A 24,183-nucleotide genomic window follows, 5' to 3' on the forward strand; every position below is an offset into this window, starting at 1 on the left:
CGGCCGTGCGTGAAACGTCAACAGACCCTAGGGGCGACTCAACACTGAGTTGCTCCGGCACGCGACGTCAGAGCACGAACAGGTCCATGAAGCGATGTACCGCAGTGCCCTCCAGCGCCTGGGCGTCCTTGCACAATGCGAAGATGCGGGCGCTGCGCGACGCGGTGAAGCGCGTGGCCAGGTTGGCCTTGAACTTGTCCTCCAGCAGCGGGATGCCTTCGGCGCGGCGCCGGCGGTGGCCCACGGGGTACTCGACCTCGACCTTCTCGGTCGCGCTGCCGTCCTTGAAGAACACCTGAATGGCATTGGCGATGGAACGCTTGTCCGCCTCCAGGTACTCGCGCGAATAACGGGGGTCCTCGACCACTTCCATCTTCTCGCGCAGGCGATCGATCTGCGGATGGGCGGCGTGGAAGCCATCCTCGTAATGCTCGGCGACCAGGCCACCGGTCAGCAGCGGCACGGCGATCATGTACTGCAGGCAGTGGTCGCGATCCGCCGAATTGGCCATGGGCCCGGACTTGGAAATGATGCGGATCGCCGACTCGTGGGTGCTGATCTCGATGCGCGCGATGTCATCCAGGCGCTCGCGGATCTGCGGATGCAGGATCACCGCCGCCTCCACCGCCGTCTGTGCATGGAACTCGGCCGGGAAGCTGATCTTGAACAGCACGTTTTCCATCACGTAGCTGCCGAAGCCCTGGGAAAAGCTGAAAACACGCTTGTCCTCGGGCTTGCTCGCCAGATCCTTGTTGGTATGACTGAAGGCCACGTCGTAGAAGCCCCACTGCGGCGCCGACAGGACACCGGGGATGCCCATCTCGTCACGCAGGGCGATATCGGCCAGGCGCACCGCCCGGCTGGTGGCGTCACCGGCGGCCCAGGACTTGCGCGAACCGGCGTTCGGCGCATGGCGATAGGTGCGCAGCGCCTGGCCATCGACGAAGGCGTGGGACAGCGCCGACAGCAACTGTTCGCGGCTGGCGCCCATGAGCTTGGCGCAGACTGCCGTGGAGGCGACCTTGACCAGGATCACATGGTCGAGACCGACGCGGTTGAAGGCGTTTTCCAGCGCGAACACGCCCTGGATTTCGTGGGCCATGATCATCGCCTCGAGCACCTCGCGCATCAGCAGCGGCGCTTCGCCACGGGAAACCCGCAGCTGCGACAGGTGATCGGCCACGGCAAGAATGCCGCCGAGGTTGTCCGAGGGATGGCCCCATTCGGCGGCCAGCCAGCAGTCGTTGTAGTCCAGCCAGCGGATGATGCAGCCGATGTCCCAGGCGGCCTTGACCGGATCGAGTCGGTAGCTGGTGCCCGGCACCCGGGCGCCATGGGGCACCAGGGTGCCTTCGACGATCGGCCCCAGGTGCTTGGTGCATTCGGGGAAGCGCAGCGCCAGCAGGCCGCAGCCCAGGGTGTCCATCAGGCAGTTGCGCGCCGTGTCCAGCGCCTCGGGGGACTCGACCCGGTAGGTCAGCACGTAGTCGGCGACCTGCTGCAGCACGCTGTCGTAGTCCGGTCGCTCGTTACGGTCGGTATTGCTACTCATGAAATCGTTCCTTTTACGTAGGGTCTGTTGCCAGGCGAACCGGTGATGCGCCCGCTCTCCACTGGGAGGGGCGTCGTTATCGAAATCAGAAGGAGTCGGCGGGCACCCTCACCCAGCCTTCCATCAGCACCCGTGCACTGCGGCTCATGATGGCCTTGGTCACCGTCCATTGCCCGCCGCCGCGACGGGCTTCGGCGCCAACCCGCAGGGTGCCCGAGGGGTGACCGAAACGCACCGCGCTGCGCTCACCGCCACCCGCCGCCAGATTGACCAGGGTGCCGGGAATGGCCGCAGCCGTGCCGATGGCCACCGCCGCGGTGCCCATCATGGCGTGGTGCAACTTGCCCATGGACAGCGCCCGCACCAACAGATCGATGTTCTCGGCCTCCACCGGCTTGCCGCTGGACGACAGGTAAGGCTTTGGCGACGCGACGAAGGCCACCTTGGGCGTGTGCTGGCGGCTCTGCGCCTCGTCGAGCGTCTTGATCAAGCCCATGCGCAAGGCGCCATGGGCGCGGATCGCCTCGAACCGGGCCAGCGCCTCGGGATCGCCGTTGATGGCGTCCTGCAGCTCGGTGCCGCTGTAACCGAGGTCGTCGGCGTTGACGAAGATAGTGGCGATGCCGGCGTTGATCAGGGTGGCCTTGAAGGTGCCGACGCCGGGCACCGCCAGCTCATCGACCAGATTGCCGGTGGGGAACATGGCCCCACCCTCGCCTTCCTGCGCATCGGCCGGGTCGAGAAATTCCAGTTGCACCTCAGCGGAGGCAAAGGTCACGCCATCGAGCTCGAAATCACCGGTCTCCTGGACGGCGCCGGCACTGATCGGTACATGGGCGACGATGCGCTTGCCGATATTGGCCTGCCAGATCCGCACCGTGCAGATGCCGTCGCGGGGGATACGCCCGGCATCGACCAGCCCGGCCTGGATGGCGAAGGCACCCACGGCGGCGGACAGGTTGCCGCAGTTGCCGCTCCAGTCGACGAAGGCCTTGTCGATGGAAACCTGGCCGAACAGGTAGTCGACATCGTGCCCGGGCCGGCTGCTGCGCGACAGGATCACCGCCTTGCTGGTACTGGAGGTGGCGCCGCCCATGCCGTCGATCTGCTTGCCATAGGGGTCGGGGCTGCCGATCACCCGCAGCAGCAATGCATCGCGGGCGACGCCAGGCACCTGGCAGCGCTCGGGCAGATCGTCGAGACGGAAGAACACGCCCTTGCTGGTACCGCCACGCATGTAGGTGGCGGGAATTCTGATCTGGGGTGCATGAACCATACGTGCTGTCCTGAGTGAGCAGTTGCCATAGCCGCAAGCTGCAAGCCACAAGCGGCAAGTTAAAGCCAGGCGGATCGAGATCCTCCACCGGCAACCTGTGGCGGCGACGCCTGGCTAGCCGGCCGCCCGGGCCGAGCCATCGGTGCCGGCCTCCAGGAAGTCCTGGGCGAAACGTTGCAGCACACCACCGGCCTCGTAGATCGACACCTCCTCGGCGGTGTCCAGCCGGCAGGTCATGGGGATCTCCAGGGTCTCGCCATCGCGCCGATGGATAACCAGGGTCAGGTCCGCCCGCGGCGTGCGGGCGCCGACCACGTCGAAGGTTTCACTGCCGTCGATGCCCAGGGTCAGGCGCGTGGTGCCCGGCTTGAACTCCAGCGGCAGCACGCCCATGCCGATCAGGTTGGTGCGATGGATGCGCTCGAAACCTTCCGCGGCAATCACCTCGACACCGGCCAGACGCACGCCCTTGGCCGCCCAGTCACGGGACGAGCCCTGACCGTAGTCGGCGCCGGCGACGATGATCAGCGGCTGCTTGCGCTGCATGTAGGTCTCGATGCCCTCCCACATCCGCACCACCTGCCCCTCCGGTTCCAACCGGGTCAGCGAGCCTTTGCGCACCTGGCCATCGACCACGGCCATTTCGTTGACCAGTTGCGGGTTGGCGAAGGTGGCGCGCTGGGCGGTCAGGTGATCGCCACGGTGGGTGGCGTAGGAATTGAAGTCCTCTTCCGGCAAGCCCATTTTCGCCAGGTATTCGCCAGCGGCGCTGTCGGCGAGGATGGCGTTGGACGGCGACAGGTGGTCGGTGGTGATGTTGTCCGGCAGCACCGCCAGCGGGCGCATGCCCTTGAGCGTGCGCTCGCCAGCCAGGGCACCCTCCCAGTAAGGCGGACGCCGGATGTAGGTGCTCATCGGCCGCCAGTCATACAGCGGGCTGATACGCTCGCCATTGTCCGGCTGCACGGCGAACATCGGGAAGTAGACCTTGTGGAACTGTTCCGGTTTGACGCTGGACGCCACCACGGCGTCGATGTCCTCGTCCGCCGGCCAGATGTCCTTGAGGCGGATTTCCCGCCCGTCGACCACGCCGAGCACGTCCTTCTCGATGTCGAAGCGGATGGTGCCGGCGATGGCGTAGGCGATCACCAGTGGCGGCGAGGCCAGGAACGCCTGCCTGGCGTAGGGGTGGATGCGCCCGTCGAAGTTGCGGTTGCCCGACAGCACGGCGGTGGTATACAGGTCGCGCTCGATGATTTCCTGCTGGATCGCCGGATCCAGTGCACCACTCATGCCGTTGCAGGTGGTGCAGGCGAAGGCGACGATGCCGAAACCGAGCTTTTCCAGTTCAGGCAGCAGGCCGGCGGCCTCCAGATATAGCTGCACGGCCCGTGAACCCGGCGCCAGGGACGACTTGACCCAGGGTTTGCGCAGCAGGCCCAGTTGATTGGCCTTTTTCGCCAGCAGCCCGGCGGCGATCACGTTGCGCGGGTTGCTGGTGTTGGTGCAACTGGTGATGGCGGCGATGATCACCGCGCCGTCGGGCATCTGCCCGGGCACCTCTTGCCAGGCACCGGCGATGCCGCGTTCGGCCAGCGCCGAGGTCGGCAGACGCTTGTGCGGGTTGGACGGGCCGGCCATGTTGCGCACCACGCTGGACAGGTCGAAGCTCAGCAGCCGCTCGTACTCGGCGCCGGCCAGGTCGTCCGCCCACAAGCCGGTGGCCCTGGCATAGGTTTCCACCAGGCGCACCTGCTCGTCGTCACGGCCGGTCAGCCTGAGGTAGTCGATGGTTTGCTGGTCGATGGCGAACATCGCCGCCGTGGCGCCGAACTCCGGGGTCATGTTGGAGATGGTCGCGCGGTCGCCCAGGGTCAGCGCCGCCGCCCCTTCGCCGAAGAATTCCAGATAGGCGCCGACCACCCTGGCCTGGCGCAGGTATTCGGTGAGCGCCAACACCACGTCGGTGGCGGTGATACCCGGCTGCGGCCGGCCGGTCAGCTCGACGCCGATGATGTCGGGCAGGCGCATCCACGAGGCACGGCCAAGCATCACGCTCTCCGCCTCCAGGCCACCGACACCGATGGCGATCACCCCCAGGGCATCGACATGCGGGGTGTGGCTGTCGGTGCCGACGCAGGTGTCGGGAAAGGCCACGCCCTGCTGCACCTGCACCACCGGCGACATCTTCTCCAGGTTGATCTGGTGCATGATGCCGTTGCCCGGCGGGATCACGTCGACGTTCTTGAACGCCTTCTTCGTCCATTCGATGAAGTGGAAGCGATCCTCGTTGCGGCGATCCTCGATGGCGCGGTTCTTGGCGAAGGCATCGGGATCGTAACCGCCGCATTCCACGGCCAGGGAATGGTCGACGATCAACTGGGTCGGCACCACCGGGTTGACCTGGGCCGGATCGCCGCCCTTGGCGGCGATGGCATCGCGCAGGCCGGCCAGGTCGACCAGAGCGGTCTGGCCGAGGATGTCGTGGCACACCACCCGTGCCGGGTACCAGGGGAAATCCAGGTCGCGGCGGCGCTCGATCAGTTGCGTCAGCGAGGCGCTGAGCGTGGCGGGATCGCAGCGACGCACCAGGTTTTCCGCCAGCACCCGCGAGGTATAGGGCAACGTGGCGTAGGCGCCGGGCTGGATGGCATCGACCGCGGCGCGGCTGTCGAAGAAGTCCAGCGAGGTGCCGGGTAACGGCTTACGGAATAGATTGTTCATATTATGTTCAGGCTCGCTCACGGTATTCGGTAGGCAGCTTTCGCTGCCCTTTGCAGGAATTGCGGGGGCGCCCACCAGCCTTGCCCGCGATGTTCGCTCATCGGATCCGGCGCAATCGCGGACAAGCCCGCTCCTACAGGTGGTGCTCTTTCAGCGTCGCTCCAGTGGTACGAACGGACGCTGCTCGACGCCGGTGTACTCCGCGCTCGGCCGGATGATGCGGTTGTTCGCCCGTTGCTCGAAGACATGGGCGGTCCAGCCGGAGACCCGCGAGCAGACGAAGATCGGCGTGAACAGCTTGGTCGGGATGCCCATGAAGTGATACGCCGAGGCATGGTAGAAATCGGCGTTGGGAAACAGCTTCTTCTGCTCCCACATGACCCGCTCGATGGCCTCGGAAACCGGGAACAGCACGCTATCGCCGACTTCGTCGGCAAGCTGCCGGCTCCAGCCCTTGATCACCTCGTTGCGCGGGTCGGACTCCTTGTAGATCGCATGGCCGAAGCCCATGATCTTGTCCTTGCGCTCGAGCATCGCCAGGGTACCGGCGCTGGCCTCTTCGGCCGAGGCGAACGTCTCGATCATCTCCATCGCCGCCTCGTTGGCGCCGCCGTGCAGCGGCCCGCGCAGGGAACCGATGGCCGCGGTGACGCAGGAGAAGATGTCGCTGAGCGTCGAGGCGCAGACCCGGGCGGTGAAGGTCGAGGCGTTGAATTCGTGCTCGGCGTAGAGAATCAGCGACACGTTCATCACCTTGACGTGCAGCTCGCTGGGCTTCTTGCCGTGCAGCAGCGCCAGGAAGTGACCGCCAATGGTCGGTTCAATGCTGTTGCAGTCGATACGCCGGCCTTCATGACTGAAGCGGTACCAGTAGGTCATGATCGCCGGCAAAGCGCCGAGCAGGCGGTCGGCCTTTTCGCGTTGCTGCTCGAAGCCGGTTTCCGGCTCCAGATTGCCCAGCACCGAGGCGCCGGTGCGCATCACATCCATGGGATGAGCCTCTTTCGGGATACGCTCCAGCACTTCCTTGAGTGCCTGGGGCAGATCACGCAGGCCCTGCAGTTTCTTCAGATAACCGTCCAGTTGCGCCTGGTTCGGCAGCTCGCCATACAGCAGCAGGTAGGCGACCTCCTCGAAAATCGCCCCACCCGCCAGCTCACGCACGTCATAACCCCGATAAGTCAGCCCGGCACCGCTCTTGCCCACGGTGCACAACTCGGTCTGCCCGGCGACCTGGCCACGCAGGCCTGCGCCACTCAACACTTTTGCTTCAGCCATTGCCCTCTCCCGTTTTCTTGAAATTGTCGGATCTGCAATTTTTTGCTGGGCCAGCCTCATCACTGGCCCGGGTTTTCAACTCTTCTTCTGTGCAAACAACGCATCGAGGCGCTGCTCGAAGGCGTGATAGTCGATACGTTCGTACAGCTCCATACGGGTCTGCATGGTGTCGACCACGTTCTTCTGCGTGCCATCGCGGCGAATCGCGGTGTAGACGTTTTCCGCGGCCTTGTTCATGGCGCGGAACGCCGACAGCGGATACAGCACCAGGCCGACGTCGACCGCGGCCAACTCATCGGTGGTGAACAGCGGCGTGGCGCCGAACTCGGTGATATTGGCCAGAATCGGCGCCCGCACCCGGGCGGCGAAGGTCTTGTACATCTGCAGCTCGGTGATGGCCTCCGGGAACACCATGTCGGCGCCGGCTTCGACGCAGGCCGCCGCCCTGTCCAGAGCCGCTTCGAGGCCCTCCACGGCCAGGGCGTCGGTACGCGCCATGATCACGAAACTGTCGTCGGTGCGCGCATCGACGGCGGCCTTGATGCGATCGACCATCTCCTGCCGCGAGACGATTTCCTTGTTCGGCCGATGACCGCAGCGCTTGGCGCCGACCTGATCCTCGATATGGATGGCGGCGGCGCCGAACTTGATCATCGACCTGACGGTACGCGCCACGTTGAACGCCGAACTGCCGAAGCCGGTGTCGACGTCCACCAGCAGCGGCAGGTCGCAGACATCGGTGATGCGACGCACATCGGTGAGCACGTCATCCAGGCCGGTAATGCCCAGATCCGGGATGCCCAGGGAGCCGGCGGCCACCCCGCCGCCCGACAGGTAGATGGCCTTGAAACCGGCGCGCTTGGCCAGCAACGCATGGTTGGCGTTGATCGCGCCGACGACCTGCAGGGGGTGTTCGCTGGCGACCGCATCGCGAAAGCGCTGACCGGGAGTGCTCTGACTCATGACTTGCCTCTGGACTTGACGGTGGAAGGGTCCGCGCTCTGGTAATGGCGCTCGATATTGCGTCTGGATGCGCCGATGTGACGGCGCATCAGCAGTTCGGCCAACTCGCCGTCGCCATCGGCGATGGCGTCGAGAATGCGGTGATGCTCGGCAAAGGCCTGGCGCGGGCGATTGGGCGTGGCGGAAAACTGGATGCGGTACATGCGTACCAGCTGATACAGCTCGCCACAGAGCATCTTGACCAGGGTGCGGTTACCGCTGCCCTGAATGATGCGGTAGTGAAAATCGAAATCGCCTTCCTGCTGGTAATAGCCCACGCCGGCCTTGAATGCCTCGTCGCGCTCGTGGGTCTCGAGCACCCCGCGCAACTCGTCGATCTCGGCCCGGCTCATGCGCTCGGCCGCCAGCCGGCAGGCCATGCCCTCGAGGGATTCGCGAATCTCGTACAGCTCGATCAACTCGTCGCGGTCCAGCGACACCACGCGGGCGCCGACGTGGGGAATGCGCACCAGCAGACGCTGCCCCTCCAGGCGATGGATCGCCTCGCGCAGCGGGCCGCGGCTGATGCCATAGGTACGCGCCAGTTCCGGCTCGGAAATCTTGCTGCCCGGAGCGATCTCACCCTTGACGATAGCCGCCTGAATACAGCGGAACACATGTTCGGAGCGTGTTTCCGAATCGTTCACGGCATCAGGCAGCGCTTCAATGACATCCGGCATATTGTCGACACAAGTAAAATTTGAGTGACCGGAAGATAGGAAAAAAGCCCGAAGAAGACAAGCAAAAGAAGAATATTGTCGACAATACCGAATAAAGGCTTGCCCCCTCGCCTCACCGCTGTCAGCCGCAGAAACGCCCATAAGCGTCTGTCGCCACGGAAAAACCCCATGTTAGAATGCGCGCCACTTACGCTTGGTGGGTGCTGCAGAGCGCCTGAGATGCCATGCCAGGCAGCGCGCGGCGGTTCCTGACCCTCCGGGGCCGGTCTTTCGATCCATCGATTGCCATCCATCCAAACAGGACTTATGAGACTCAAGCCCTTTTCATTGCTTCTTTGCCTATTGCTCCTGCCCGGCCTTGGCGTCGCTGCCGACAAGACCATCTATGGCCTGACCGAATACGTCAGGCTCGACCTCGACATCGACGTCGCCGCCAAGCTCGACACCGGCGCCCAGACCGCCTCGCTCAGCGCCCGCGATATCGAACGCTTCAAGCGCGATGGCGAAACCTGGGTGCGTTTCTACCTGGCCATCGACGACGCCCATGCCCATCCGATCGAGCGCCCGCTGGCGCGCATCAGCAAGATCAAGCGGCGTGCCGGCGACTACGATGCCGAAGAGGAAAAGACCTATACCGCGCGGCCGGTGATCGAACTGGACGTGTGCATGGGCGGCACCCTGCGCCAGATCGAAGTGAACCTCACCGACCGCAGCGCCTTCCAATACCCGCTTTTGATCGGCTCGGATGCGCTCAAGCGCTTCGATGCCCTGGTCGACCCAAGCCTAAAATACGCAGCAGGAAAACCTGACTGTGCCACCGTCGCGAAATCCGCCGAGTAATCCCCATGCGCGCTCTTACCCTGCATCTGAAAATCCTGATCACCTTGCTGGTGAGCCTGGGCATTCTGATTACGGCCTATCAGATCTTCATTCTCGGCATTCCGGTCAGCGGTGACGAAACGGACGACCTGTGGAACATCGACGCCCGCGTCGAATTCCAGGCCAATGGCCGCGACCCGATCAAGCTGCAGATGTTCGTACCGCCGCTGAACCAGGATTACGTCAGCCTCAACGAGAGCTTCATCTCCAACAACTACGGAGTGAGCGTCAACCGGGTGGACAGCAACCGCAAGGTGACCTGGTCCGCCCGGCGCGCCAACGGCAAACAGACCCTCTACTACCGCCTGGTGCTGACCAAGCGCTACAGCGGCGAACAGGCCAAGGCCAAGGGCCCGATCTTCCGCGACAGCATCCCCGTGGAAGGCCCGGAGAAGATCGCGGCCGAAGCCCTGCTGGCGCCGATCCGCCAGCACTCGGCCGACGTCGAGACCTTCATCAGCGAAACCATCAAGCGGGTCAACAACAGCAATGACGACAACGCCAAGCTGCTGCTCGGCGGCGATGCCTCGACTTCGAACAAGGCCCAGGCCATCGAACTGCTGCTGTCCATCGCCCACGTACCCATGGAGCGCGTGCACACCATCCGCCTGGCGGCCGATATCCAGCAGAGCCCGGAACTCTGGCTGCGCAGCTTCAACGGCGACCGCTGGCTGTACTTCAATCCGGAAAGCGGCGAACAGGGGCTGCCGAACGACCGCCTGGTCTGGTGGACCGGCGACGAGCCGCTGATCACCCTGGACGGCGGTCGCCAGGCCCAGGCGACCTTCACCCTCAACAACAGCGAAATGAACGCCATTCACCTGGCCAAGCTGACCGACGAGAACACCGACGCCGACTTCCTCGAATACTCGCTGTACGGCCTGCCGCTGCAGACCCAGCAGACCTTCATGATCATGGTCATGATTCCCATCGGCGTCCTGGTGATCCTGGTCCTGCGCAACCTGGGCGGCCTGCAGACCCTGGGCACCTTCACCCCGGTGCTGATCGCCCTGGCCTTCCGCGAGACCCAGCTGGGCTTCGGCATCGTGCTGTTCACGGTGATCACCGCCTTGGGCCTGTCGCTGCGCTCCTACCTGGAACACCTGAAGCTGCAGATGCTGCCGAGGCTGTCGGTGGTGCTGACCTTCGTGGTGGTGCTGATCGCCGTCATCAGCCTGTTCAGCCACAAGCTCGGCCTGGAGCGCGGCCTGTCGGTGGCGCTGTTCCCGATGGTGATCCTGACCATGACCATCGAGCGCCTGTCGATCACCTGGGAAGAGCGTGGCGGCAGCCATGCCTTCAAGGTGGCCATCGGCACCCTGTTCGCCGCGACCCTGGCGCACCTGCTGATGAGCATCCCGGAACTGGTGTACTTCGTCTTCACCTTCCCGGCGATTCTGCTGGTCCTGGTGGGCTTCATGCTGGCGATGGGTCGCTACCGCGGCTACCGCCTGACCGAGCTGTTCCGCTTCAAAGCCTTCCTGAAGGATTGAGCCAATGCTAGGTCTCTGGAAAACCTGGAAGGCCCTTGAAGCCAAAGGCATCATGGGCATCAACCGACGCAATGCGGACTACGTGCTGAAGTACAACAAACGGCACCTGTACCCCATCGTCGACGACAAGATCATCACCAAGGAGCGCGCCATCGAAGCCGGCATCCACGTGCCGGAAATGTATGGGGTGATTTCCACCGAGAAGGAAATCGACAAGCTCGACGGCATCATCGGCGGACGTAGCGACTTCGTGGTCAAGCCGGCCCAGGGCGCCGGCGGCGACGGCATCCTGGTGATCGCCGACCGCTTCGAGGATCGCTACAAGACGGTATCGGGCAAGATCGTCAGCCACGCCGAGATCGAACAGCAGATCTCCAGCATCCTGTCCGGCCTGTATTCACTGGGCGGACACCGGGATCGCGCGCTGATCGAATACCGCGTGACGCCCGACCAGATCTTCAAGAGCATCAGCTACGAAGGCGTGCCGGACATCCGCATCATCGTGCTGATGGGCTATCCGGTCATGGCCATGCTGCGCCTGCCGACCCGCCAGTCGGGCGGCAAGGCCAACCTGCACCAGGGCGCCATCGGCGTCGGCGTGGATCTGGCGACCGGCGTGACCCTGCACGGCACCTGGCTGAACAACAAGATCAGCAAGCACCCGGACACCACCAATGCGGTAGACGGTGTGCAACTGCCGAACTGGGACGGTTTCATGAAGCTCGCCGCCGGCTGTTACGAGCTGTGCGGCCTGGGCTATATCGGTGTGGACATGGTCCTGGATCAGGAGAAGGGCCCGCTGATCCTCGAGCTCAATGCCCGCCCCGGCCTGAACATCCAGATCGCCAACGACTGCGGCCTGACCCATCGCGCCCACGCGGTGGAGGCCCGTCTCGAAGAGCTGGCGGCCAAAGGCATCCAGGAAAACGCCGAAGAACGCATGCGTTTCTCCCAGGAGCTGTTCGGCCATATCCCGGCTGCCCAGCTCTGAGCCCTGCCCTGCTGCCGAACTGATCGGCAGCAGGCTCCCTCTCATCAAACATCAAGCAACCAATTGATTTATAGGTGGTTAAAAATTGCAGGATGGGCCGGGCCGCGCAGGTGCTAAGCCATCGCGATGATGGGTTAGCACCCATCCTACTCTGCCTGCATCGACCTGTTGCTGCGCGACAGCGCTGCGGCGAAGACGCCTCCTAAAGACTCAACTGACGATTCGACGCCTTCAGGAACTCGTTCTTGAGGTCTGCGTAAGTGTGCACGGCCGGAAACTGCGGGAATTCGCGAATCACGTTTTCCGGCGCATGGAACAGGATGCCAGCGTGGGCTTCGCTGAGCATGGTGGTGTCGTTGTACGAATCGCCGGCAGCGATCACGCGATAGTAGAGGCTCTTGAAGGCCAATACCGACTGACGCTTGGGATCCTTCTGGCGCAGCTGATACGCCACCACGCGATCGTTTTCGTCGGTGATCAGGCGGTGGCAGAGCAGGGTCAGGAAGCCCAGCTGGCGCATCAGCGGCTGGGAGAACTCGTAGAAGGTGTCCGAGAGGATCACCACCTGGAAGCGCTCGCGCAACCAGTCGACGAATTCGACGGCACCTTCGAGCGGCTCGAGGGTGGCGATCACTTCCTGGATGTCCGACAGCTTGAGGCCGTGCTCGTCGAGAATGCGCAGGCGCTGCTTCATCAGCACGTCATAGTCGGGAATGTCCCGCGTCGTCGCCTTGAGCGATTCGATACCGGTTTTTTCCGCGAAAGCGATCCAGATTTCGGGAACCAGTACCCCTTCCAGATCGAGACAAGCGATTTCCACGGCACACTCCTAGGTTGGGCTTTAAAGTTGGCGGCAACTCTACACGATACGGCCAGCCCCTGCCGCTACGCAGATTTGCTACCATCGCCCTCCTCACGCATATGCCCTGGAGCCTGCCATGGATCTCGATCTGGACACCCTCAACGCCGAACTCGCCAACCAGCCGGAGAAGCTGATCGAATGGGCGATCGGCCTGGGCAAACCGGCGATCTGCACGACCAACTTCCGCCCCTTCGAGGCGGTCATCCTGCATATGGTCAGCCAGGCCAAAGCCGATATTCCCATCGTGTGGATGGACAGCGGCTACAACACCGAGGCCACCTACAAGTTCGCCGACGAGGTGACGCGCCAGCTCGGCCTGAACCTGATCACCTACCTGCCCAAGCGCAGCCGCGCCCATCGCGAAGCGATCGACGGCCCGACGCCGGGCCTGGACGATCCGCGTCACGCCGCCTTCACCGAAGAAGTCAAACTGGAGCCCTTCGCCCGCGCCCTGCGCGAAACCGCGCCGAGCGTCTGGTTCACCGCCCTGCGCGCCAGCGACACTGCCGTGCGTGCACAGATGCAGCCGGTGAGCATCAACCCCGACGGCCTGATCAAGGTCGCGCCGCTGTTGCACTGGTCGTCCAAGGATCTGTACCAGTACCTCACCGCCCACGGCCTGCCGAACAACTTCGACTACTTCGACCCGACCAAGGGTGAAGACAACCGCGAGTGCGGCCTGCACCTGAGCCATTGAATCAAGCTGCAAGCCTCAAGCTACAAGCTGCAAGCTGCAAGTCAGAAGCCGCGCGAACCATGCTTCTACTTGCCGCTTGTGGCTTGCAGCTTGTCGCTAACGCTGTCAGTGCAACGGCAGCTCGACGTCCTGGAACAGGTCTTCCAGCTCGGCCTTGTTGTGGCACTGCACCGCCTTGGCCAGCATGTCGCGGGTCAGGTGCGGGGCGAACTTCTCGATGAAGTCGCACATGAAGCCGCGCAGGAAGGTGCCGCGGCGGAAACCGATCTTGGTCACGCTCGGCTCGAACAATTCGCTGGCGTCGAGCACCACCAGGTCGGGATCGAGGGTCGGGTCCACCGCCATCTTGGCCACGATCCCGACGCCGAGCCCCAGGCGTACATAGGTCTTGATCACGTCGGCGTCGGCCGCGGTGAACACCACCTTGGGCGTGAGGCCGCGATGGTTGAAAGCCTCGTCGAGCTTGGAGCGACCGGTGAAACCGAAGGTGTAGGTGACGATCTCGTGCTCGGCCAGCGCCTCCAGCGTGAGCTTGGGCAGTTTGCTCAGCGGGTGCCCCTGGGGCACGATCACGCAACGGTTCCAACGGTAGCAAGGCATCATCACCAGATCGTTGAACAGCTCCAGGCCTTCGGTGGCGATGGCGAAATCGACGGTGCCGTCGGCGGCCATCTCGGCGATCTGCGTCGGCGTACCCTGGTGCATGTGCAGCGCCACTTCCGGGTACTGCCTGATGAAGCTGCTGATCACCGGCGGCAGCGCATAACGCGCCTGGGTATGGGTGGTGGCGATGGACAGGGTGCCCTTCTTCTCGTTGGAGAATTCCTGGGCGATCTGCTTGATGCTCTCGACCTTGCGCAGGATTTCACCCGCCGTGGTGATGATGCGCTCACCGGCCGGCGTTACCCGCGTCAGGTGCTTGCCGCTACGCGCGAACACCTCCACGCCCAGTTCGTCCTCGAGCAAGCGGATCTGCTTGCTGATGCCGGGCTGCGAGGTGTAGAGACTCTGCGCCGTGGCCGAAACGTTGAGGTCATGGTGCGCGACTTCCCAGATGTAGCGCAGTTGCTGGAGCTTCATAAAAATCCCTCAAAGCGGATAGGCAGCCGTTAATCATCGGCGTCGATATATAACCATATTAATGGTTCAGGCGATAAATATAGATGATTTATTTTGGCTCCACAGCCGCATCATTCACCACGGGCGCGGTGCTGCAGCATCGGCACCAGGTAGACCGGCACATCGGACAGCTGTAACAGGCGGGCCGCCGTGCGACCCAGCGGAACCTCGAGCGCGGCACCATGGCTATGACTGCCTACGACCAGTAAATCCACGCCGAGTTTCTGCGCTTCCTCCAGAATCGCCAGCGGCGGATCGCCCTGCAGCACGCGCACCGAATTGATCAGTTCCAGATCCTGGCGGTTGTCGCCCAGTTCGTCGCGGAAGCCTTCGAGCACGCGCAGCTCGATGCTGTTCATCACCGTATCCAGACCGGTACTGCGCAATTCCTTGAGGCGTGCCTCGTCCACATAGGTCTGCAGGACGGACTCGGCGAACAGGCCCATGGGCTCGACGGCATGCACGACATAAAGCCGCGCATTGAAACTGCGGGCGAGCGCCAGGGCATGCTGCAGTACATAGGGCGCATAGAGCCCGAGGTCGGTGGCATAGAGAATCGAACGGATCATGCGGCCTCCTCGACTGCCGACACGGCGGGGCCTCGCTTGAGCTTAGCAGCGCCATCCACAAGTCAACGAATAGGCCATCATTCAGGACGAATGGCTATATGCCGCCTACTGCCGGCCATGGCGCTTCGGCCACACGGAGCGGCGCCACGGTCCCTCCCGGGAGTGGCTCGAAAACCCTCGCGACGATGAAATACCGGCCCTATAACAACCTTGGCCCCATTGTCTCGGCGGGCGTTAACGCGCTAAGGTTCGGCCTCCCCGCTCTGCCCATACTGCTGTGCCCGCCGCCCGGGGATCGTTGGCGGCCGGCACCCGTGACCCGATGACGTTGACTGATGAAAAGCACGATGGCTGATTTACCGATTAATGACCTGAACGTTGCCTCCAACGAGACCCTGATCACGCCGGAACAGATCAAGCTCGACATTCCGCTGACCGCAGCCGCCCAACGCACCGTCGCGGCCGGCCGGCAGGTGGTGCGCGATATCCTCGACGGCAAGGACCATCGCCTGTTCGTGGTCATCGGCCCCTGCTCGATTCACGATATCGAGGCCGCCCACGAATATGCCGAGCGCCTGAAGGTGCTGGCCGAGGAAGTGTCCGACACCCTCTACCTGGTCATGCGCGTGTACTTCGAAAAGCCGCGCACCACCGTCGGCTGGAAAGGCCTGATCAACGATCCCTACCTGGACGACTCCTTCAAGATTCAGGATGGCCTGCACATCGGCCGCAAACTGCTGCGTGACCTGGCCGAGATGGGCCTGCCCACCGCGACCGAAGCCCTCGACCCGATTTCCCCGCAATACCTGCAGGACCTGATCAGCTGGTCCGCCATCGGCGCCCGCACCACCGAATCGCAGACCCACCGTGAAATGGCCTCGGGCCTGTCCTCGGCCGTCGGCTTCAAGAACGGCACCGACGGCGGCCTCACCGTGGCGATCAACGCGCTGCAGTCGGTCTCCAGCCCGCACCGCTTCCTCGGCATCAACCAGCAGGGCGGCGTATCCATCGTCACCACCAAGGGCAACGCCTATGGCCATGTGGTTCTGCGCGGTGGCAACGGCAAGCCCAACTACGACTCGGTCAGCGTCGCCATCTGCGAACAGGAACTGAACAAGGCCGGCATCAAGCCCAACATCATGGTCGACTGCAGCCACGCCAACTCCAACAAGGACCCGGGCCTGCAGCCGCTGGTCATGGACAACGTCGCCAATCAGATCGTCGAAGGCAACCAATCCATCGTCGGTCTGATGGTCGAAAGCCACCTGGGCTGGGGCAACCAGTCGATTCCCAAGGACCTGCAACAGCTCAAGTACGGCGTCTCCATCACCGATGCCTGCATCGACTGGGACAGTACCGAGAAGACCCTGCGTGCCATGCACAACAAGCTCAGGGACGTGCTACCCCGCCGCCGTCGCGGTTAGAGCAAATGAAAACGCCGGGCATTGCCCGGCGTTTTTTCGTCCATCGGCAAGCGTATTCAGCCGTGGCCGGGCGTACCCTGACGGCGCTCCATGTAGCGTTCGACGTAGGAGCAGGATGGGATGACCGTGTAACCCATGCGCTCGGCGTAACGCAGGGCGTCTTCGGTCAGGGCGGCGGCGATGCCGCGGCCACGCAAGGCATTCGGCACGAAGGTGCGATAGATATCCAGCGTCTGTTTGCCCAGGTCCATGTAAGCGAGATAGGCGCGATCACCATCCACCGTGGTCTCGAACTGGTGACCCGCAAGGTCATGATGAATGGACAGTGACTCGCTCATTACAACTCCTCTCGAATTAGCCGACCGCTTCTGCCGGTCATTTGCCGGCTTGCGGTTGTGAATCCTCGGCAACAATTGGATATATGAAGCCAGTCTAGATGATAAAGGGCAAGGCGAAACCGCACTTGACCTGCGTCACGACGAGGGGTAGTTCGGGCGGCTGTCGCACGGGAAAACGGCTGTCGCTTTTCCGGCCGGCAACGAACCAGCGCGCCCCTGGTTGCCATGGACAAATGGCATTGGTTCTCTGCGGTTTTCATGATTGTGAAAAAAACCATACGCCCTTGCCCCGCCTGCGTTTACTTACTACAAGTTACAGGTAGTATGTATGCCGGCCAATTTCCCGGTATTGGGGAATGGCTTTGATAAAGCAAAAACTTCACCCCAAGGGGAACACGATGAACAACGTTCTGAAATTCTCTGCTCTGGCTTTGGCCGCAGTTCTGGCTACCGGTTGCAGCAGCATCACCAAAGAAACTGAAGCCCGTCTGACTGCAACTGAAGATGCAGCCGCTCGCGCCCAAGCCCGTGCCGACGAAGCCTACCGCAAGGCTGACGAGGCGCTGGCCGCTGCTCAGAAAGCTCAGCAGACCGCTGACGAAGCCAACGAGCGTGCTCTGCGTATGCTGGAAAAAGCCAGCCGCAAGTAATAGCGTTTGGCTGATAAAGCCGGCCCGTTACAAGGCCGGCTCTTTATTGCATGAAAACCACTGCGCGGTAACGCCAGTGGTTTTTTATCGCCGGCCGCCGGCCATTTTCCATGCAAGGGCGAACTTAGAGAGTGGCTGACTGCTGGACAACACCGTGCTCCGGTGCGGCGATTTCGATTGGCAAACCATCTTCGGCGGCGATCACTTCGCGCACCACATCCCAGTCCAGATTCAATGCATTCAAATCATCGCGCCTGATCAAGGTATTGATCACGGCAGCGTGCCTGTCGACCGCAGCAGCATCGCCTTCATCGTCGAGCGGCGTATGGGCTTCGAGGTAGACCTTGCCGGCGCTGCGACCGAACTTGTACGGCTCGTTGATGATGCGCACCGAGGTCCCGACCGGCACCATATCGGCCAACTCCAGCACGTTGTTGTTGAGCATGCGGAAGCAACCGTGGCTCACGCGCATGCCGATACCGAATTTCTTGTTCGAACCATGGATCAGATAGCCCGGTACCGACAGCGTCATCTTGTAGGGCCCCAGCGGATTGTCCGGGCCAGGCGGCACATAGCTGGGCAGCGGATCGCCGTCGGCGGCGTGCTCATCGCGAATGGACTGGGGCGGATACCAACCCGGATTCGGCGTCTTCGCGGTGATCCTGGCCTGGGTGACCGGCGAGCTCCAGCCCTCACGCCCGATGCCCAACGGGTAGGTATGCACCACATTCTGCCCTTTCGGGTAGTAGTACAGGCGGTATTCGGCCAGGTTGATGACGATACCCTCGCGCGGCCCCGGCGGCAGGATGAAGCGCGTCGGCAGCACGATCGGGGTACCGGCGCCCGGCAACCAGGGATCGACGCCTGGGTTGGCCGCGACCATCTCCAGATACCCCAGGTCGTTGGCCACGCCGAGGTCGGCGAAGGTGTCCTCGTAACGCGCCTCGACGACCTGCACCTGACCGACCACGTCCTCGCCGGGCGGTGGCAGCGGCAACTCCATGGCGACAGCGGAACCCGCTACCTGGAGGGCAGACAACGATAGACAGCAGGCAACGGCTGAGACACGCGACAACATGCGGGAGCCCCTTGGCGAAATAGGTAAAGTGCAAGACTAGGATTGTACACCGCCGCCCTCCCGGCCGGGAGCGCTCAGCGACCCGGCCACAGCGGGCGCTCGCCGCGACGCTGCGCTTCCAGGGTGGCCTTGCAGGCAGGGCACAGACGCCTGTCGCGCAGCATCCGCGCCTCCAGATCACGCCACAGCGGCTGCGCCGGCAGCAGGCCGCCGCACAGGGTACGGTCGGCATGGCCGCCCAGCTCGAGCTGGCGGGCGACCAGGTGCACGCGCACCTCGCGGCAGGCGAACAGATCCAGCTGCTCGTCCGGCTCGATCAGTTGGTAGGCGTACAGGGACCAGGCAGGACGCGGCATCGAGGGCTCCAGTGCGGGGGCGCCACATTAGCCGAAAGCCAGCCGGCGGAAAAGCCCATCAGAGCAGTGGTTCCAGGGCCGGCCAGACATTCTCCAGCAGAGCGGACTGCGCGCCCGACGCCGGGTGCACACCGTCATCCTGCATCATGCCCTCGACGCCGCCCACGCCCTCCAGGAGGAACGGCACCAGCGGCACGTCCTTGTCCTGCGCCAGATCCTGGTAGACCCGGGCAAAAGCCGTGGTGTAACGCTCGCCATAGTTCGGCGGAATGCGCATGCCCAGCAACAGCACCTTGGCGCCGCTGGCCCGGGAGGCGTCGATCATCGTGGCAAGATTCTGTTGCAATTGGCTGGGCGGCTGTCCGCGCAGGCCGTCGTTGCCTCCCAGCTCCAGAATCACCAGCTCGGGCTCATGCTCCGCAAGCAGCGCAGGCAGCCGCGCGGCGCCCCCTGCGCTGGTGTCGCCACTGATCGAGGCGTTGACCACCTGGTGCTGGAAACCCTGTTCCTGCATGCGTTTTTCCAACAACGCGACCCAGCCCTGCCGGGTATCCATGCCAAAAGCCGCGCTGATACTATCGCCGACGACCAGCACGGTACCCGCCTGCGCGATCTGCCCCAGAAACAGCAGGCCGAAAGCGGCCCCTTTCCACCATGCACGCATTGGATTCCCCATGAGCTCTAGCATTCTGTCTGCGCGGAACCTTAACAAAGTGGTTCCCAGCGCGGAAGGCGAGTTGACCATCCTGCACGATCTATCCCTGCAACTGGACAAGGGCGGCAGCCTGGCCATCGTCGGCAGCTCCGGCTCGGGCAAGTCGACCCTGCTCGGCCTGCTGGCCGGGCTCGACCTGCCCAGCAGCGGCAAGATCCTGCTGGCGGGCAACGACCTGGGCGGCCTCGACGAAGATGAGCGCGCCCGCGTGCGCGCCGAACATGTCGGCTTCGTGTTCCAGTCGTTCCAGTTGCTCGACAGCCTCAATGCCCTGGAAAACGTCATGCTGCCCCTCGAGCTGGAGGGTCGCAGGGACGCCCGCGAACGGGCCCAGGCCCTGCTCGAACGGGTCGGCCTCGGTGGGCGCCTGACCCACACGCCACGCCAGCTCTCGGGCGGCGAACAACAGAGGGTGGCCATCGCCCGCGCCTTCGCCGCCGACCCCGACGTGCTGTTCGCCGACGAACCGACCGGCAATCTCGACAGCCACACCGGCGAACGCATCAGCGACCTGCTCTTCGAGCTCAACCAGGAGCGCGGCACCACCCTGGTACTGGTCACCCACGATGAACGCCTCGCCGCCCGCTGCCAGCGCCTGATCCGCCTGGAAGGCGGCCACCTCGTCGACGCCGTGGACGCCTGATGACCCACTTGCCCCTCTCCCGACTGCTGTCCCTGGCCGCCCGACAATTGCTGCGCGATGCCCGCGCCGGCGAGTTGCGCGTGCTGTTCTTCGCCCTGATGATCGCCGTCGCCTCGAGCACCGCCATCGGCTACTTCGGCGCTCGTCTGAACGACGGCATGACCCTGCGCGCCACCGAGTTCCTCGGCGCGGACCTGATCCTGCGCGGCAGTGCGCCAGCGACTGCGCAGCAGATCGAAGCCGGTACCCAGTTGGGGCTCGAACATGCCCAGGTGGTCGAATTCTCCAGCGTGATCGCCAGCGACGAAGGCATCCAACTGGCCAGCGTCAAGGCCGCCAGCGATCGCTACCCCCTGCGTGGCGAGCTGAAGAGCGCGGCCGAACCCTACGCGGCCGAGCAAGTCAGCCAAGGGCCGCGCCCCGGCGAAGCCTGGGCCGAAGCACGGCTGTTCGCCGCCCTGGATCTGCAGACCGGCGACAACATCGAGGTCGGCTCGAAAACCCTGCGCCTGACCCGGGTACTGACCTACCTGCCGGATGAGGCCGGCGACTTCTACAGCCTCACGCCCCATGTGCTCATGCACCTGGACGACCTCGCCGCCACCGCCGTGGTGCAGCCCGGCAGCCGGGTCCGCTACATCGAACAGTGGGGTGGGCAGAGCGAAGCCCTGGCCGCCTACCGCAAGGCGGTCGAAGGCGATCTCGCCGCCCACCAGCGCCTGGACGATGCCCGCAATGGCAGCCGCCAGATCGGCGGCGCCCTCGATCGCGCCGAGCGCTACCTCAACCTGGCCAGCCTCGCCGCGGTACTGCTGGCCGGCGTCGCCGTCGCCCTGTCCGCCGCCCGCTTCGCCGCCAGACGTTTCGATGCCAGCGCCCTGCTGCGTTGCCTCGGCCTGTCGCGCAACCAGGCGCTGGGTCTGTTCGGCCTGCAACTGGCGCTGCTCGGGCTGACGGCCAGTCTCGCGGGCGCCCTGCTCGGCTGGCTCGCCCAGCAGGGCCTGTTCCTGATGCTGCAAGGGCTGCTGCCGGCGGACATTCCCCCGGGCGGGCTGTGGCCCGCGCTGGCCGGCATCGCCACCGGCCTGGTCGCCCTGGCCGGTTTCGCCCTGCCGCCCTTGGCCGCGCTGGGCCGGGTACCGCCACTGCGCGTGCTGCGCCGCGATCTGTTGCCGGTGCCGGCCAGCTCCTGGCTGGTCTATGGCACCGCCCTGCTGGCCCTGGGCCTGATCATGTGGCGCCTGAGCCTGGACCTGCAATTGACTCTGGCGCTGCTCGGCGGCGGCCTGCTCACCGCCGTGCTGCTCGGCGGCCTGCTCCTGCTCGGCCTGCAGAGCCTGCGCCGGCTGCTGGCCAGGGCCTCGCTGCCCTGGCGCCTGGGTCTGGGCCAGTTGCTGCGCCGGCCGCTGGCCGCCGCCGGGCAGGCGCTGGCCTTCGGCCTGATCATTCTGTCGATGGCGCTGATCGCCCTGCTGCGCGGCGAACTGCTGGATACCTGGCAGAATCAGCTTCCCGAGGAGGCGCCCAATCATTTCGCGCTGAATATCCTGCCCGCCGACAGGGACGCCTTCGCCGCCCGCCTCGGCGACCTCTCACCGCATCCCGCGCCCCTCTATCCCGTGGTTCCCGGACGCCTGGTCATGGTCAATGGCGAGCCGGTCAGGCAGTACGTCAGCAAGGACTCGAGCGGCGAGCGGGCCGTGCGCCGCGACCTGAGCCTGACCTGGGCCAGCGATCTGCCGGCGGGCAACAGCCTGGTGGCCGGCCAGTGGTGGACGGCTGCAAAGGAAGACGATCTTCCCGGGGTTTCGGTGGAGTCCGAACTGGCCGAGAGCCTCCAGATCAAGCTGGGCGACCGCCTGAGCTTCAGCGTCGGCGGCAGCAACCGCGACGCCCGGGTCAGCAACCTGCGCGAGGTCGACTGGAACAACTTCCAGCCCAACTTCTACATGATCTTCGAGCCCGGCACCCTGCAGGATCTGCCGGTCACCTACCTGACCAGCTTCTACCTGCCGCCACAGCAGGAACGCCAGTTGGTGGAGCTGTCCCGGGCCTTCCCGGCGGTTACCCTGCTGCAGGTGGAGGCGCTGCTGGCGCAACTGCGCAGCATTCTTGCCCAGGTTACCCTGGCCATCGAATTCGTCCTGCTGTTCGTGCTGGCCGCCGGCCTCGCGGTTCTCTTCGCCGGCCTGCAGTCGACCCTCGACGAACGTATCCGCCAGGGCGCGTTACTGCGCGCCCTGGGCGCCAAGCGCAAGCTGATGATCCAGGCCCGACGTGCCGAATTCGGCCTGCTCGGCGCGGCCAGCGGATTGCTGGCGGCGCTGGGCTGCGAGCTGATCAGTTTCCTGCTCTACCGCTATGCCTTCCAGCTCGAATGGCAACCGCATCCCTGGTTGTTGCTGCTGCCGCTGATCGGTGCATTGCTGGTGGCCACGGCCGGTGTGGTCGGTACCCGCCGGGCACTCGACGCCAGCCCGCTGACCGTGCTGCGCGAGGGCTGATAGACTTGCCGGCCTGTACAGACGCGAACGCACCATGAGCCGTTATCGCCCTCCGCGCACCGCCGGCACGCCGCTGATCACCCCCGAGGGCGAGGCGCGCCTGCGCGCCGAACTGCATGAACTGTGGCATGTGCGCCGCCCGGAAGTGACGCGCTCGGTCAGCGAAGCCGCCGCCCAGGGCGATCGCTCGGAGAACGCCGAATATACCTACGGCAAGAAAATGCTGCGCGAGATCGACAGCCGCGTACGCTTTCTGAGCAAGCGCCTGGAAAACCTCAAGGTGGTCGACAGCCGCCCCGCCGATCCGCAGAAGGTCTATTTCGGCGCCTGGGTCAGCCTGGAAGACGAAGATGGCAACGCCTCGCGCTACCGCATCGTCGGGCCCGACGAACTGGATCTGAAACTGAACCTGATCAGCATCGATTCACCGCTGGCGCGGGCCCTGATCGGCAAGGGCCTGGACGCGGAAATCACCGTGCAGGCCCCGACCGGCGAGAAGCACTGGTACATCGTCGCCATCGACTATCACTGAGCTACAAGCTACAAGCTAAGCATAGGTGCCTATGACTAATGCCGATCAGATAAGGTTTTTGTAGGAGCAGGGAGCGCCTACAGAAGAGCGTCAAAGCGCCGCCCGTGTAGGAGCGTCGACCCCGGCGCAATGCGATGGCGGCCATGCTGTAAAACCGCGGGATGGTCACGATTCGCCGCGAGGTCGCGGCTCCTACAGGGCCAGAGTAAACCGCCGGTTTGCGGAGCAAATGCTTCACTGACTGGCATTAAGCATAGGTGCCCGCTTTTAACTTGCGGCTTGTAGCTCCCCCCTCTCAGCGCAAGGTGATCAGCCCCTGACGGGCGACCCGGGTCAGCTCGCCGAGGGTTTCGCCGAGCCGCTCGCGGCTCGGCGCCTGCAGCACCGCGAAGTCGAAGCTGTCGCTGGCAAAACGGGCCAGCGATTCGCCGTGCTCGACGAACTGCACCAGAAAGGCACGCTGGCCATGGCTGCGCCGCGGCCAGCCATCGAGGTAACGCAGCAGGGTTGGCTGATGAGTACCGCCCAGCAGGATTCTGGGATTGTGGCGAATCAGGCCGGTGGTGATGGGCGCGATGCGAATTTGCGTCAGGGGACAGGTCATTTACTCTGTGCTCCGCCTCGTGAATCCCGCTGGGCAGCGGTGAGAGGCGACACCGAACCAGCGCTTTAGCGGTATTTCGAGGCTCCCGTGGAATCCTCTCAGGGTTGTCGGCAACCCGGCGCCCCGCAAGTAGCTGTCTAAATCGGCGCAGGCAGCATCCTAGAGAGGCCGATGGCAGACTGTCAATAACGAAAAAAGCCCGCAGTGGCGGGCTTTC

Annotated in this window: 23 protein-coding genes; 9 read left to right on the forward strand and 14 right to left on the reverse strand. The window is 64.1% G+C overall.

Annotated features, from left to right (window positions below):
• Positions 1-67 precede the first annotated feature (67 nt).
• From prpD to DNK34_RS01290, 6 genes are all read right to left on the reverse strand, one after another.
• Entirely contained in the window at positions 68-1,552 is a 1,485-nt protein-coding gene (prpD, locus tag DNK34_RS01265) for a 2-methylcitrate dehydratase (protein WP_131174148.1), read from the reverse strand.
• 85 nt (positions 1,553-1,637) lie between these two features.
• Positions 1,638-2,828, reverse strand: coding sequence for a 2-methylaconitate cis-trans isomerase PrpF (prpF, locus tag DNK34_RS01270; protein ID WP_131174147.1), 1,191 nt, complete (start codon positions 2,826-2,828; stop codon positions 1,638-1,640).
• A gap of 114 nt (positions 2,829-2,942) precedes the next feature.
• The gene (gene acnD / locus DNK34_RS01275; protein WP_131174146.1) at positions 2,943-5,552 is read right to left on the reverse strand and encodes a Fe/S-dependent 2-methylisocitrate dehydratase AcnD; all 2,610 of its coding nucleotides are present in this window, start codon (positions 5,550-5,552) and stop codon (positions 2,943-2,945) included.
• 150 nt (positions 5,553-5,702) lie between these two features.
• Complete coding sequence (gene prpC / locus DNK34_RS01280; protein WP_131174145.1) at positions 5,703-6,830, reverse strand: bifunctional 2-methylcitrate synthase/citrate synthase; 1,128 nt, start codon at positions 6,828-6,830, stop codon at positions 5,703-5,705.
• 75 nt (positions 6,831-6,905) lie between these two features.
• Positions 6,906-7,793, reverse strand: coding sequence for a methylisocitrate lyase (prpB, locus tag DNK34_RS01285; RefSeq protein ID WP_131174144.1), 888 nt, complete (start codon positions 7,791-7,793; stop codon positions 6,906-6,908).
• Positions 7,790-8,512: a GntR family transcriptional regulator gene (locus DNK34_RS01290; protein WP_131174143.1), complete on the reverse strand. Its 723-nt coding sequence runs from the start codon at positions 8,510-8,512 to the stop codon at positions 7,790-7,792. Before DNK34_RS01290 ends, prpB begins: the two co-directional genes overlap by 4 nt.
• A 306-nt stretch (positions 8,513-8,818) precedes the next feature.
• On the opposite strand from DNK34_RS01290, the gene rloA reads away from it, so the two are divergent.
• Genes rloA through DNK34_RS01305 form a run of 3 tightly spaced genes read left to right on the forward strand, consistent with a single transcriptional unit; the run spans position 8,819 to position 11,875 of the window.
• A complete protein-coding gene (rloA, locus tag DNK34_RS01295; protein WP_131174142.1) occupies positions 8,819-9,352 on the forward strand; it encodes a retropepsin-like aspartic peptidase RloA in 534 nt (177 codons plus the stop codon).
• Between the two features lie 5 nt (positions 9,353-9,357).
• Positions 9,358-10,884 (forward strand): osmotic stress tolerance membrane protein RloB, encoded by a 1,527-nt coding sequence (gene rloB / locus DNK34_RS01300; RefSeq protein WP_131174141.1) that lies wholly within the window; start codon positions 9,358-9,360, stop codon positions 10,882-10,884.
• A gap of 4 nt (positions 10,885-10,888) precedes the next feature.
• Positions 10,889-11,875, forward strand: coding sequence for an alpha-L-glutamate ligase-like protein (locus DNK34_RS01305; RefSeq protein ID WP_131174140.1), 987 nt, complete (start codon positions 10,889-10,891; stop codon positions 11,873-11,875).
• A 202-nt stretch (positions 11,876-12,077) separates the two neighbouring features.
• Here DNK34_RS01305 and thrH read toward each other — a convergent pair whose 3' ends face one another.
• Positions 12,078-12,695 carry a bifunctional phosphoserine phosphatase/homoserine phosphotransferase ThrH gene (thrH, locus tag DNK34_RS01310; RefSeq protein ID WP_131174139.1) on the reverse strand — a complete coding sequence of 206 codons (618 nt, stop codon included), beginning with the start codon at positions 12,693-12,695 and terminating at the stop codon, positions 12,078-12,080.
• A gap of 118 nt (positions 12,696-12,813) precedes the next feature.
• On the opposite strand from thrH, the gene DNK34_RS01315 reads away from it, so the two are divergent.
• On the forward strand, positions 12,814-13,434 hold the full coding sequence (locus tag DNK34_RS01315) for a phosphoadenosine phosphosulfate reductase domain-containing protein (protein ID WP_131174138.1): 621 nt from the start codon (positions 12,814-12,816) through the stop codon (positions 13,432-13,434).
• A 105-nt stretch (positions 13,435-13,539) separates the two neighbouring features.
• On the opposite strand, the gene cysB is transcribed toward DNK34_RS01315, so the two are convergent.
• Both cysB and DNK34_RS01325 read right to left on the reverse strand, forming a co-directional pair.
• The gene (cysB, locus tag DNK34_RS01320) at positions 13,540-14,514 is read right to left on the reverse strand and encodes an HTH-type transcriptional regulator CysB (RefSeq protein WP_131174137.1); all 975 of its coding nucleotides are present in this window, start codon (positions 14,512-14,514) and stop codon (positions 13,540-13,542) included.
• Positions 14,515-14,624: 110 nt separating this feature from the next.
• Entirely contained in the window at positions 14,625-15,122 is a 498-nt protein-coding gene (locus DNK34_RS01325; RefSeq protein ID WP_131174136.1) for a universal stress protein, read from the reverse strand.
• Between the two features lie 347 nt (positions 15,123-15,469).
• Here DNK34_RS01325 and DNK34_RS01330 point away from each other — a divergent pair, with 347 nt between their 5' ends.
• Entirely contained in the window at positions 15,470-16,546 is a 1,077-nt protein-coding gene (locus tag DNK34_RS01330; RefSeq protein ID WP_131174135.1) for a 3-deoxy-7-phosphoheptulonate synthase, read from the forward strand.
• 56 nt (positions 16,547-16,602) lie between these two features.
• Here DNK34_RS01330 and DNK34_RS01335 read toward each other — a convergent pair whose 3' ends face one another.
• Positions 16,603-16,884, reverse strand: a complete 282-nt coding sequence (locus tag DNK34_RS01335; protein WP_131174134.1) for a GNAT family N-acetyltransferase — start codon at positions 16,882-16,884, stop codon at positions 16,603-16,605.
• A gap of 398 nt (positions 16,885-17,282) precedes the next feature.
• On the opposite strand from DNK34_RS01335, the gene oprI reads away from it, so the two are divergent.
• Positions 17,283-17,534, forward strand: coding sequence for an outer membrane lipoprotei OprI (oprI, locus tag DNK34_RS01340; protein WP_131174133.1), 252 nt, complete (start codon positions 17,283-17,285; stop codon positions 17,532-17,534).
• A gap of 124 nt (positions 17,535-17,658) precedes the next feature.
• Here the strand turns inward: oprI and DNK34_RS01345 are convergent, their stop codons facing one another.
• The 3 genes from DNK34_RS01345 to DNK34_RS01355 all read right to left on the reverse strand — a co-directional run bounded on the left by DNK34_RS01345 (position 17,659) and on the right by DNK34_RS01355 (position 19,632).
• Entirely contained in the window at positions 17,659-18,612 is a 954-nt protein-coding gene (locus DNK34_RS01345) for a L,D-transpeptidase family protein (RefSeq protein WP_131174132.1), read from the reverse strand.
• 74 nt (positions 18,613-18,686) lie between these two features.
• Complete coding sequence (locus DNK34_RS01350) at positions 18,687-18,968, reverse strand: hypothetical protein (protein WP_131174131.1); 282 nt, start codon at positions 18,966-18,968, stop codon at positions 18,687-18,689.
• Positions 18,969-19,026: 58 nt separating this feature from the next.
• Positions 19,027-19,632: an arylesterase gene (locus DNK34_RS01355; RefSeq protein ID WP_131174130.1), complete on the reverse strand. Its 606-nt coding sequence runs from the start codon at positions 19,630-19,632 to the stop codon at positions 19,027-19,029.
• 10 nt (positions 19,633-19,642) lie between these two features.
• On the opposite strand from DNK34_RS01355, the gene DNK34_RS01360 reads away from it, so the two are divergent.
• Genes DNK34_RS01360 through greB form a run of 3 tightly spaced genes read left to right on the forward strand, consistent with a single transcriptional unit; the run spans position 19,643 to position 23,362 of the window.
• On the forward strand, positions 19,643-20,326 hold the full coding sequence (locus DNK34_RS01360) for an ABC transporter ATP-binding protein (RefSeq protein WP_131174129.1): 684 nt from the start codon (positions 19,643-19,645) through the stop codon (positions 20,324-20,326).
• The gene (locus DNK34_RS01365; RefSeq protein ID WP_131174128.1) at positions 20,326-22,830 is read left to right on the forward strand and encodes an ABC transporter permease; all 2,505 of its coding nucleotides are present in this window, start codon (positions 20,326-20,328) and stop codon (positions 22,828-22,830) included. The genes DNK34_RS01360 and DNK34_RS01365 overlap by 1 nt, the downstream gene beginning before the upstream one ends.
• Positions 22,831-22,864: 34 nt before the next feature.
• Entirely contained in the window at positions 22,865-23,362 is a 498-nt protein-coding gene (gene greB, locus DNK34_RS01370) for a transcription elongation factor GreB (protein WP_131174127.1), read from the forward strand.
• Between the two features lie 295 nt (positions 23,363-23,657).
• Here greB and DNK34_RS01375 read toward each other — a convergent pair whose 3' ends face one another.
• Positions 23,658-23,966 carry a class I SAM-dependent methyltransferase gene (locus DNK34_RS01375; RefSeq protein WP_131174126.1) on the reverse strand — a complete coding sequence of 103 codons (309 nt, stop codon included), beginning with the start codon at positions 23,964-23,966 and terminating at the stop codon, positions 23,658-23,660.
• Between the last annotated feature and the right edge of the window lie 217 nt (positions 23,967-24,183).

The organism is Phytopseudomonas dryadis (genome assembly GCF_004327355.1).
GTDB classification, from domain to species: domain Bacteria; phylum Pseudomonadota; class Gammaproteobacteria; order Pseudomonadales; family Pseudomonadaceae; genus Aquipseudomonas; species Aquipseudomonas dryadis.

Excerpts from the sequence above, each read along its gene's own strand:
- rloA (WP_131174142.1), top strand. The coding sequence starts at position 8,819 with ATGAGACTCAAGCCCTTTTCATTGCTTCTTTGCCTATTGCTCCTGCCC.
- rloB (WP_131174141.1), top strand. The coding sequence starts at position 9,358 with ATGCGCGCTCTTACCCTGCATCTGAAAATCCTGATCACCTTGCTGGTG.
- DNK34_RS01315 (WP_131174138.1), top strand. The coding sequence starts at position 12,814 with ATGGATCTCGATCTGGACACCCTCAACGCCGAACTCGCCAACCAGCCG.
- greB (WP_131174127.1), top strand. The coding sequence starts at position 22,865 with ATGAGCCGTTATCGCCCTCCGCGCACCGCCGGCACGCCGCTGATCACC.
- DNK34_RS01325 (WP_131174136.1), bottom strand. The coding sequence starts at position 15,122 with ATGATCCGTTCGATTCTCTATGCCACCGACCTCGGGCTCTATGCGCCC.
- DNK34_RS01330 (WP_131174135.1), top strand. The coding sequence starts at position 15,470 with ATGGCTGATTTACCGATTAATGACCTGAACGTTGCCTCCAACGAGACC.
- DNK34_RS01305 (WP_131174140.1), top strand. The coding sequence starts at position 10,889 with ATGCTAGGTCTCTGGAAAACCTGGAAGGCCCTTGAAGCCAAAGGCATC.
- prpD (WP_131174148.1), bottom strand. The coding sequence starts at position 1,552 with ATGAGTAGCAATACCGACCGTAACGAGCGACCGGACTACGACAGCGTG.
- DNK34_RS01350 (WP_131174131.1), bottom strand. The coding sequence starts at position 18,968 with ATGCCGCGTCCTGCCTGGTCCCTGTACGCCTACCAACTGATCGAGCCG.
- DNK34_RS01375 (WP_131174126.1), bottom strand. The coding sequence starts at position 23,966 with ATGACCTGTCCCCTGACGCAAATTCGCATCGCGCCCATCACCACCGGC.
- DNK34_RS01355 (WP_131174130.1), bottom strand. The coding sequence starts at position 19,632 with ATGCGTGCATGGTGGAAAGGGGCCGCTTTCGGCCTGCTGTTTCTGGGG.
- DNK34_RS01360 (WP_131174129.1), top strand. The coding sequence starts at position 19,643 with ATGAGCTCTAGCATTCTGTCTGCGCGGAACCTTAACAAAGTGGTTCCC.
- cysB (WP_131174137.1), bottom strand. The coding sequence starts at position 14,514 with ATGAAGCTCCAGCAACTGCGCTACATCTGGGAAGTCGCGCACCATGAC.
- prpF (WP_131174147.1), bottom strand. The coding sequence starts at position 2,828 with ATGGTTCATGCACCCCAGATCAGAATTCCCGCCACCTACATGCGTGGC.
- DNK34_RS01335 (WP_131174134.1), bottom strand. The coding sequence starts at position 16,884 with ATGAGCGAGTCACTGTCCATTCATCATGACCTTGCGGGTCACCAGTTC.
- acnD (WP_131174146.1), bottom strand. The coding sequence starts at position 5,552 with ATGAACAATCTATTCCGTAAGCCGTTACCCGGCACCTCGCTGGACTTC.
- oprI (WP_131174133.1), top strand. The coding sequence starts at position 17,283 with ATGAACAACGTTCTGAAATTCTCTGCTCTGGCTTTGGCCGCAGTTCTG.
- prpC (WP_131174145.1), bottom strand. The coding sequence starts at position 6,830 with ATGGCTGAAGCAAAAGTGTTGAGTGGCGCAGGCCTGCGTGGCCAGGTC.
- DNK34_RS01345 (WP_131174132.1), bottom strand. The coding sequence starts at position 18,612 with ATGTTGTCGCGTGTCTCAGCCGTTGCCTGCTGTCTATCGTTGTCTGCC.
- DNK34_RS01365 (WP_131174128.1), top strand. The coding sequence starts at position 20,326 with ATGACCCACTTGCCCCTCTCCCGACTGCTGTCCCTGGCCGCCCGACAA.
- DNK34_RS01290 (WP_131174143.1), bottom strand. The coding sequence starts at position 8,512 with ATGCCGGATGTCATTGAAGCGCTGCCTGATGCCGTGAACGATTCGGAA.
- prpB (WP_131174144.1), bottom strand. The coding sequence starts at position 7,793 with ATGAGTCAGAGCACTCCCGGTCAGCGCTTTCGCGATGCGGTCGCCAGC.